This is a genomic window from Streptomyces sp., from assembly GCF_035563135.1.
GTDB lineage: Bacteria > Actinomycetota > Actinomycetes > Streptomycetales > Streptomycetaceae > Streptomyces.
Window position 1 is genome coordinate 1 of the sequence record NZ_DATMVN010000845.1, and the last position, 8,841, is coordinate 8,841.

At 67.8% G+C, this 8,841-nt stretch carries 9 protein-coding genes and 1 pseudogene; 5 read left to right on the top strand and 5 right to left on the bottom strand.

What is annotated here, in order from left to right; all coding sequences use genetic code 11:
• From VN520_RS37410 to VN520_RS37425, 4 genes and pseudogenes are all read right to left on the bottom strand, one after another.
• A partial coding sequence (locus VN520_RS37410) for an NUDIX domain-containing protein (protein ID WP_325751410.1) occupies positions 1-191 on the bottom strand: 191 nt, incomplete at its 3' end.
• Between the two features lie 52 nt (positions 192-243).
• Positions 244-1,136: pseudogene (locus VN520_RS37415) on the bottom strand (LysR family transcriptional regulator).
• Positions 1,137-1,419: 283 nt separating this feature from the next.
• On the bottom strand, positions 1,420-2,544 hold the full coding sequence (locus tag VN520_RS37420) for a cystathionine gamma-lyase (protein WP_325751411.1): 1,125 nt from the start codon (positions 2,542-2,544) through the stop codon (positions 1,420-1,422).
• A gap of 64 nt (positions 2,545-2,608) precedes the next feature.
• Entirely contained in the window at positions 2,609-2,986 is a 378-nt protein-coding gene (locus VN520_RS37425; protein ID WP_325751412.1) for a phage holin family protein, read from the bottom strand.
• A gap of 76 nt (positions 2,987-3,062) precedes the next feature.
• Between VN520_RS37425 and VN520_RS37430 the strand changes: the two genes are divergently transcribed.
• From VN520_RS37430 to VN520_RS37445, 4 genes are all read left to right on the top strand, one after another.
• The gene (locus VN520_RS37430; protein WP_325751413.1) at positions 3,063-3,380 is read left to right on the top strand and encodes a cupin domain-containing protein; all 318 of its coding nucleotides are present in this window, start codon (positions 3,063-3,065) and stop codon (positions 3,378-3,380) included.
• Between the two features lie 159 nt (positions 3,381-3,539).
• Positions 3,540-3,749, top strand: a complete 210-nt coding sequence (locus VN520_RS37435; RefSeq protein WP_325751418.1) for a DUF5326 family protein — start codon at positions 3,540-3,542, stop codon at positions 3,747-3,749.
• A 288-nt stretch (positions 3,750-4,037) separates the two neighbouring features.
• On the top strand, positions 4,038-4,805 hold the full coding sequence (locus VN520_RS37440; protein ID WP_325751414.1) for an IclR family transcriptional regulator: 768 nt from the start codon (positions 4,038-4,040) through the stop codon (positions 4,803-4,805).
• Positions 4,806-4,906: 101 nt separating this feature from the next.
• Positions 4,907-5,344 carry an SsgA family sporulation/cell division regulator gene (locus VN520_RS37445; RefSeq protein WP_325751415.1) on the top strand — a complete coding sequence of 146 codons (438 nt, stop codon included), beginning with the start codon at positions 4,907-4,909 and terminating at the stop codon, positions 5,342-5,344.
• A 135-nt stretch (positions 5,345-5,479) separates the two neighbouring features.
• Here the strand turns inward: VN520_RS37445 and VN520_RS37450 are convergent, their stop codons facing one another.
• On the bottom strand, positions 5,480-6,835 hold the full coding sequence (locus VN520_RS37450) for a YibE/F family protein (protein WP_325751416.1): 1,356 nt from the start codon (positions 6,833-6,835) through the stop codon (positions 5,480-5,482).
• A 197-nt stretch (positions 6,836-7,032) separates the two neighbouring features.
• Between VN520_RS37450 and thiC the strand changes: the two genes are divergently transcribed.
• Positions 7,033-8,841 (top strand): phosphomethylpyrimidine synthase ThiC (thiC, locus tag VN520_RS37455; protein ID WP_325751417.1); only part of this gene is annotated, 1,809 nt, incomplete at its 3' end.

The following is an 8,841-nucleotide window of genomic DNA, read 5'->3' on the forward strand; positions in this document are numbered from 1 at the left end:
TTGGCGCCCAGCTCTTCGTCGACCTCCCGGTGCAGTGCGTCGACGACGGTTGTGTCCTCCGGCTCGACACCCCCTCCTGGCGTGAGCCAGTACGGGTCGACTCCGGGCTTCGTGCGCTTGATCAGGATGAGGTCATCGCCGTCGAGCAGGATGGCGCGTGCTGTGCGCTTGACCACGGGACGTTCGGTCATGGCAAGAGAGTGGCCCAGGAAGCCCCGTCTGAAACTCTTATCGGCCTGCCGGTCACCAGTCCGCGGCTGCACACACCAGCCACTCATGCGCCCGCCCAATGAGGGGGAGGCCGAGCATGCCGGTTCTGGCGATGAGGAAGTACGTGCGCAGCGGTGGCACGGGAGGGTCGAGCAGCGCCACGAGCTCGCCTCGTTCCAGCTCGCTGTCACAGAGACAGCGCGGTAGCACTGCGAGCCCGGCACCCGCTGCCGTGCCCTCCAGGACCGCGCGGAGATCCGGCGCGATCACGGCGGCGGAGACGGCCGGGCGGCTGCCGAAGACCGTCGTCCAGTAACGGGAGACCAGGGGGAGGCTCTCGTGCGCCTCGACCACCGGCAGCTGCTCCAGCAGTACGGAATCCTCGTGCCGCAGCGCCCCGGACCCCAGCCGCCCTGCCCAGCGCGGAGCGGCGTGGCGACCAGGACGTGCTCCTCGTCGCAGAGGGGTGTCGATGTCAGCAGCCCACCGCGCGGACGGGCGGGGGTGATCGCCAGATCATGACGGCCGGCCCGTCCAGCATCTCCTCGGTGTTCGGGACGAAGATACTGCGCAGCACAAGCCCCTGGGAGATCAGCGGGGTGAGAGCGGGCAGCACTCGCGCGGAGGTGGATTCGGGGGGCCTGCCAGGTGCAGTGTCCTCGCTCCCGAGCCCTTGCCGAGCCCCACATCGACGATGCCGACCAGTGCGTCCGGATGAGGGGCGGCCCGGTGGGCGAGTTCGTCGCCGACGGTGGTGGGGGTCTCCCCCCGAGCCCTGCACAGGAAGAGCGGGCGGCCCAGCTGCCGCTCCGGAGTGCGTATCTGCGAGGTCACGGCCGGATGGGAGAGTCCTGACAGAGCGGCGGCCGGGTGAATGAACCGGCCCGGTGCACCGTGAGGAACGTGCGCAGCAGGGCCAGGTCCACGGCCCGCCCCTCCACTTCCACGATGTTGCGCCGGCCCGCACCGGCGCTCGCGACCGCCCCGACCATAAATATGTCGATAGGCTGCTGTCACTCCTGTGACTGGACACTGACGCAGAGTCAATTAGCCTTGTCCGGACGGTTCTCGTCACAGGAACCAGGGCGGTCCGAGTCACGAGGGGGAGACTCGGACCGCTCGTCCCGAGAAGGACCGGTCCGGCGGACGGGGACGCCCGTCCCGGGCCGGTCCCGCCAGGGACGTGGAGAGAGGCCGTGGAGAGAGCGTTCAGCGCGCGGACTCGTCCAGTGCCCGCGTCACGTCCGCCAGCAGGTCCTCGGGGTCCTCGGCGCCGACCGAGAAACGGATGAAGCCCTCCGGGACCGCGTCACCGCCCCAGCGCGCCCGGCGCTCGGCAGTGGAACGGACGCCGCCGAAGCTCGTCGCGTCGTCGACCAGGCGCAGCCCGGCAAGGAAGCGCTCCGCGGTGCTTTCATCCGCCAGTACGAACGAGACCACGGAGCCGAATCGCCGCATCTGCCGGACCGCGGTCGGGTACGAAGGATCCCCGGGCAGCCCCGGGTACCGGAGCCCCGTCACGTCCGCGCGCTCGGCCAAGGTCTCGGCGAGCGCGAGCGCGGTCGTGCACTGGCGGTCGATCCGCAGCTGCAGCGTGGCCAGCGAGCGGTGGGCGAGCCAGGCCTCCATGGGGCCGGGAATGGCACCGACCACCTTGCGCCAGCGCCGTACTCCGGCCGAGAGCTGTGGGTCGAGGCAGCTCACATGGCCGAGCAGGATGTCCCCGTGCCCCGTCATGCCCTTGGTGTCGCTGGCAACCGAGAAGTCCGCCCCCAGTTCGAGGGGCCGCTGGCCGAGGGGGGTGGCAAGGGTGTTGTCGACCGCGACCAGAACTCCCGCGGCGTGCGCGGCCTCGACGAGCCGGCGCACGTCGCAGACGTCGAGCCCGGGGTTGGAGGGCGTCTCGATCCAGAGCAGCTTCGCCCCGTCGAGGAGTTCCAGCTGGGCATCGCCGCCGGTAGGCGCGGTCCGCACCTCGACACCGTACGCCTCCAGCTGCTCCCGTACCAGGGGGAGTGCCTGATAGCCGTCGTCGGGCAGGACCATGACGTCGCCCGTGTGTGCCTGGGACAGCAGCACCGCCGAGATGGCGGCCATCCCGGAGGCGAACACCGTGGTCTCCACCTGCTCCCCCGGCGCTTCGAGCTCGCCGATGGCGCGCTCCAGGTGGGTCCAGGTCGGGTTCGTCTCCCGGCCGTAGGTATAGGGGCCGACGGGTTCGCCGGACAGATGGAAGTGCGCGGCGAAGACCGGACCGGGAAGTGTGGGCTCGTACTGCTCCGGTTCCGGCAGACCTGCCCGTACGGCCCGTGTTCCGTCGCCCGTGGTGCTCATGTTCGTTCCTCGTCTCTCCCCGGTGTTCACCGGTCCGCTCTGCACTGTGCCATCAGCGCCCGGATCAGTCCTCGTCGGGGAGCACCACATTGAGCGCCCAGGACACGACCGAGATGATCAGACCGCCCAGGACAGCGGTCCAGAAGCCGTCGACATGGAAACTCACGTCGATGAGCCCGGCCAGCCACGAGGTCAGCATCAGCATCAGGGCGTTGACCACAAGGGTGATCAGTCCGAGCGTGAGGATGAACAGAGGCAGGGTGAGCAGTTTCACCACCGGCTTGACGACGAAGTTCACCACGCCGAACAGCAATGCCACCACGATCAGCGTGAGCACCTTGCGTCCGGTGCTGTCACCGGTCAGCGTGATGTCCTGGAGCAGCCAGATGGCCACGGCCAGCGCACCCGCGTTGGCGATCGTCTTGACTACGAAATTCTTCATGTGTCTGATCGTGGCAGACACGATCGGTGGCGGACACCGACGGACGGACAGCACGGGCGTGAGGGGCGGACGGACGATGAAGGCATTCAGACTGGACGAGCTGGAGGCGGAACGCGCTGCCAACGACGGCGCTTATCTGCAGTTCATCCGGGAACGCAACATGTCCGTCGGCCTGTACGCCCTGGACGCCGGCGCGCTCGACCCCCAGCAGCCGCACAAGCAGGACGAGGTGTACTTCGTCGTCAGCGGACGCGCCTCGATCACGGTCGGCATGGAGACCACGCAGGTGGGACGGGGGAGCGTCGTCTACGTACCGGCGGGGACCGCCCACAAGTTCCACCACATCACCGAGGACCTCAGGGTGATGGTGGTCTTCTCGCCGCCGGAGGGCTGAACGGCTCTGCGGGTGTCCCACCGCTGCCGAGCTCCTCTGCTCCCGGTGTTCCCTAGGGGATCGCTCAGGGGACTTCAAGGGCTTCCGGCGCCCGCCGGCTTCCCCCGCGCCTCTAGCATCGAGGCAGGAACTCACAGAGACGAGGTAGCGCAGATGGCGGTGCGGGAGATTTTCGCGGGGATGCCCTGGTGGGTGAAGTGGGTCGCGGTGCCTCTCGTCGCGATCGTCGTGTTCGGGGGCCTGATCGCCAGCGTGGTCGGGTTCGTCATCGGACTGCTGTTCAAGGTTCTGGTGTTCGTCGTCCTCGTGGGCGGGTTGATCTTCGTCGTACGGAAGTTCATGTCCTCGTCCGAGCGCAGCGACTGGTAAGGACGGCGGGAGGATGTCCGGCCGCGTGGGATCCGGGAGGACCGCGCGCCGGGCCGGGCTTCGTGGATTAGCCCAGCTGAGCTAAGTCCAGGACGAAACCCCGCTCGTGACTGAACGTGCCGATACAGTGACGTACCGCTGCCGCCAGCTGGGAAATGACGGACCGTCACCATCCTGCCCAGTGGTTTGTGCGACCGTCCGGTCTCCGGACCCCAGGCTCGCGGCGGGCCCGTGGGGGCGGCCCCCTCGGGAGGGCTGACAGCCCGTCACCATGCCTGGGGGTGACCTGTGACCGCGGCATCGAGTACCGCAGTCCCGACGTTGATCGGTTCGGTTCAGCGGGCGTTGAGACTTATGGAGGCTGTGGGCACCCATCGGGACGGGGCGCCGGCGAAACAGCTCGCCAGGGAGGCCGGTCTGCCCCTCCCCACCGCCTATCACCTGCTGCGCACCCTGACCCATGAGGGGTATCTGCGGAGGGAGAACGGCGTCTTCCTGTTCGGGGCGGCTGCCGAGCGGCTGGGCAAAGGCCCCGCGACTCCGCGTCCCGGAGTGATCGTCGAGTCGCTTGCTCGCTGGGCGGACGCCATCGGAGCCCCTGTGTACTGCGCTCTGTACAAGGACGGCGAGATCGAGATGGTCGCCGTGGCCGAGACTCCCGCCATTCCGGCGGTGCGTGAGTGGGCCTCGTTCCGCGAGACCGGCCACGCCCACGCCTTGGGGCAGTGCCTCCTCGGGCAACTCGACGAGCGGGCGCGTGAGGAGCATCTGGACCGCCACCCCGTCCGGCCTCTTACGCGTTACTCCGTAAGGGACCGTCAGACGTTCCTGCGCCGACTGAGATCGATGAAGCGTACGGAACCTGTCGTTGAACGGCAGGAGTACGTCATGGGGACGGTCTGTGCGGCCATTCCGATCACCGTCGGTTCCGCCGTCGCGGCCATGGCTGTTTCTCTCCCCCTGCACCAAGAAGAACGGTTGCTCCCCGCAGTCGAACAACTACGCTGCGAAGTGACCACCCTCTTGCGCTCGTTCGTGTTCTCTATCAGTATCTGAAAAATCACTCCTTGTGATCTGCTATCGCGTGCACCACGATGGCGTCAATAGGGCCATGGGGGATCATTCCTGGCCAGATTCATCTACTGCGGGGTTGAACGATGCGCGAGTCGGTTCAAGCAGAGGTCATGATGAGCTTCCTCGTCTCCGAGGAGCTTTCCTTCCGTATTCCGGTGGAGCTCCGGTACGAGGTCAGCGATCCGTATGCGATCCGGATGACCTTCCATCTGCCAGGTGACGCCCCCGTCACCTGGGCATTCGGCCGTGAGCTGTTGCTCGACGGCCTCAACAGCCCCAGTGGTGACGGCGATGTGCACATCGCCCCGACCGAGCCCGAAGGACTGTCGGATGTACACATCCGCCTTCAGGTCGGCGCGGACCGTGCGCTCTTCAGAGCCGGCACGGCGCCTCTTGTGGCATTTCTCGACCGGACGGACAAGATGGTGCCATTGGGGCAGGAGCACACGCTGGGTGACTTCGACGGCAATCTGGAAGAGGCGCTGGGCCGCATCCTCGCCAAGGAACAGAACGCCGGCTGAGCAGAACGCTCCTGCCGGGCAGCACGATCCCGCTGAGCAGAACGCTCCTGCTGGGCAGGACGAGTCGGCTGAACAGCACGCTCGGGCTGAACACCGCACGCCTGCGGTCCACGTCCCTGCGTGCGGTGTCGCGGTTCACGCCTTGCGGCGTCGGCCCCTCCCGGTCCGTGCGGGTGCAGGAGCTCCGGCTTCCGCGCCGAGCCCCGTGCGGTCCGCGGAGACCACCAGGGCCGCGAGCACCGTCGTCACCGGCACCGAGGCGACCAGCCCGATCGACCCGATCAGTGTCCGGACGATCTCCTCCGCGACCAGCTCGCTGTTGGCCACCGTGCCCACGCCGCTCTGCGCGATGGAGAAGAGCAGCAGCAGAGGGAGCGCCGCGCCCGCGTAAGCGAGCACGAGCGTGTTGACGACCGAGGCGATGTGGTCGCGCCCGATCCGGATGCCTGCCCGGTAGAGCCGGCGCACACCCATGGTCGGGTCGGCCTGATGGAGTTCCCAGACCGCCGACGTCTGGGTCACGGTCACGTCGTCGAGCACACCGAGAGAGCCGATGATCACACCGGCCAGCAGCAGGCCGCTCATGTCGATGCCCGGATACAGCCCGTGGATGAGGCCGGTGTTGTCATCCGTGTTGCCGGACAGGCTGGCCCAGCCGATGAAGAGAGAGCCGAGCAGCCCGATCAGCAGCAGGGAGATGAGGGTGCCGATGACGGCGACGGAAGTGCGGGCCGTCAGCCCGTGGCAGGTGTAGAGGGCGATCAGCATGATGGCGCTGGCCCCGATCACCGCGACGACCAGAGGGTTCGAGCCCTGCAGGATCGCGGGCAGGATGAACAGGGTCAGTACGGCGAAGGAGACGGCGAGAGCGATCAGTGCCATCAGCCCTCGCAGTCTGCCCACCACGACCACCACGAGGGCGAAGATCCCGGCGAGCAGCGCCATCGGGAACGAGCGGTCCACATCGGTCACCGAGTACTGCAGGTCCCGGGGCGCATCGGGGGCGTACGCGACGACCACCCCCTGGCCCTCGCGCAGCTGTCGTGGTGCATCGGGCTGGACGACCTCGACGAACGTACGGCCCTTGTCCTTGCCGGTCGTCACCTCGACCGTGGCCTTCTTGCACTGTCCTGTCTGCTCGTTGACCGCCTCCCGCCCTGAAGGCGTGGAGGTGTCACCGGTCGGCGGTACCTGCGAGGCGTTGACGTCCGCGCAGTCGACCGGCACGACCTTCGTCACCCGCCCGTCCTGGGTCTGCCGGTCGAAGCCGACACCTGTGCGTTCATGGGCGGGGGCACCGCCCGGCCAGAGTGCCACGAGGCCGACCAGCACCGCTGTGGCGAAGGGGATCACCACGGCCGCGATGACCTTGCGCAGGTGCTGGGAAACGGGCGCGGCAGGACCGTGGCTGTGGGAGTGGCCGTGCGCATGACTCTGCGTGCTGTCTGATGCGGGGCCGTGGGGTTCGGGGGCGCTTCCGGAGGACGTCACCCGGCGATCATCCCAAGAAGTCGGGAGGCCCTCTGGCCAGCACGCCCGAAGGGAGGTTAGCGTGGAGGCGCATTTGTACACGCGGGAGCTCGGAGCACCGGGCTGAGAGGGCGCTGACCTCCGTATACCGATACGGGGCACGCTGCGCCGACCGCCGAACCTGTTACCGGGTAATGCCGGCGTAGGGAGTAGGTCTCATGACCACAGCGGACGCACGCACGCCTGCCTCGGTGGGGAATGCGCAGAAGGCGCAGCCCTCAGTGAACGCAGTGAACACCGCGGACACCGAAGGCGCGGGGCATGACGCGGCCGGGGAGTCCATCGGCTGGCACAAGGGGTACGTCCAGGGCTCACGCCCGGATCTCCGGGTGCCGGTCCGCCGGGTGCACCTCACCAACGGCAAGGACGTGACGCTGTACGACACGTCCGGCCCGTACACCGATCCCACCACCGACACCGATGTGCGCCGGGGCCTCGCCCCGCTCCGGGAGAACTGGATCATCACCCGCGGGGACACCGAGGAGTACACGGGCCGTCCCGCGCGTCCCGAGGACGACGGGCTCAAGCACACTTCGCCGCGTGGAGGCCTGCGCAATCTCGACGCGGTCTTCCCGGGCCGTCCGAGGCAGCCCCGCCGCAGCCGTGACGGCCGGCCTGTCACACAGCTCGCGTACGCCCGCCGGGGTGAGATCACCCCGGAGATGGAGTACGTCGCGATCCGGGAGAACGTCGAACCCGAGGTCGTGCGCGAGGAGATCGCGGCGGGCAGGGCGGTTCTGCCGGCGAACGTCAATCACCCGGAGATCGAGCCGATGATCATCGGCAAGCGTTTCCTGGTGAAGGTGAACGCCAACATCGGCAACTCCGCCGTGACCTCCTCCATCGAGGAGGAGGTGGACAAGATGACCTGGGCCACCAAGTGGGGGGCCGACACGGTCATGGACCTTTCCACCGGCCGCAACATCCACACCACCCGTGAGTGGGTCCTGCGCAACTCCCCCGTCCCGATCGGCACCGTCCCCCTCTACCAGGCACTGGAGAAGGTCGACGGCCGGGCCGAGGAGCTGACGTGGGAGATCTACAAGGACACGGTCGTCGAGCAGGCGGAGCAGGGCGTCGACTACATGACGGTGCACGCCGGTGTCCGGCTGCCGTACGTCCCGCTGACGGCGCGTCGCAAGACCGGAATCGTCTCGCGTGGCGGGTCCATCATGGCGGCCTGGTGCCTGGCGCACCACAAGGAGTCGTTCCTGTACGAGCACTTCGAGGAGCTCTGCGAGATTTTCGCGGCCTACGACGTGACGTACTCGCTCGGTGACGGACTGCGCCCCGGTTCCATCGCCGACGCCAATGACGAGGCGCAGTTCGCCGAACTCCGCACGCTCGGTGAGCTCAACACGGTCGCCAAGCGGTTCGGTGTCCAGACGATGATCGAGGGCCCGGGGCACGTCCCGATGCACAAGATCAAGGAGAACATCGATCTCCAGCAGGAGATCTGCGAGGAGGCGCCGTTCTACACGCTGGGCCCCCTCACCACCGATGTCGCCCCCGCGTACGACCACATCACCTCGGGCATCGGTGCGGCGATGATCGCCTGGTGGGGAACGGCGATGCTCTGTTACGTCACGCCCAAGGAGCACCTGGGGCTGCCGAACCGTGACGATGTGAAGACCGGTGTCATCACCTACAAGATCGCCGCTCATGCGGCGGACCTCGCCAAGGGGCACCCCGGTGCCCAGGAGTGGGACGACGCCCTGTCGGACGCCCGGTTCGAATTCCGCTGGGAGGACCAGTTCAACCTGGCGCTCGACCCGGACACCGCGCGGGAGTTCCACGACGAGACGCTGCCGGCCGAGCCCGCGAAGACGGCACACTTCTGCTCGATGTGCGGCCCCAAGTTCTGCTCGATGAAGATCAGCCAGGACATCCGCAGGGACGCGGCGGCCCAGAACGACGCGGGCGGCTCGCTAGATGCAGAGGCCGGCATGGCGGAGATGTCGGCTAAG

What these genes read in the sequence shown, in the direction of transcription:
- VN520_RS37430 (WP_325751413.1), top strand. Translation starts at nt 3,063, where the DNA reads ATGAAGGCATTCAGACTGGACGAGCTGGAGGCGGAACGCGCTGCCAAC.
- VN520_RS37445 (WP_325751415.1), top strand. Translation starts at nt 4,907, where the DNA reads ATGCGCGAGTCGGTTCAAGCAGAGGTCATGATGAGCTTCCTCGTCTCC.
- VN520_RS37425 (WP_325751412.1), bottom strand. Translation starts at nt 2,986, where the DNA reads ATGAAGAATTTCGTAGTCAAGACGATCGCCAACGCGGGTGCGCTGGCC.
- VN520_RS37420 (WP_325751411.1), bottom strand. Translation starts at nt 2,544, where the DNA reads ATGAGCACCACGGGCGACGGAACACGGGCCGTACGGGCAGGTCTGCCG.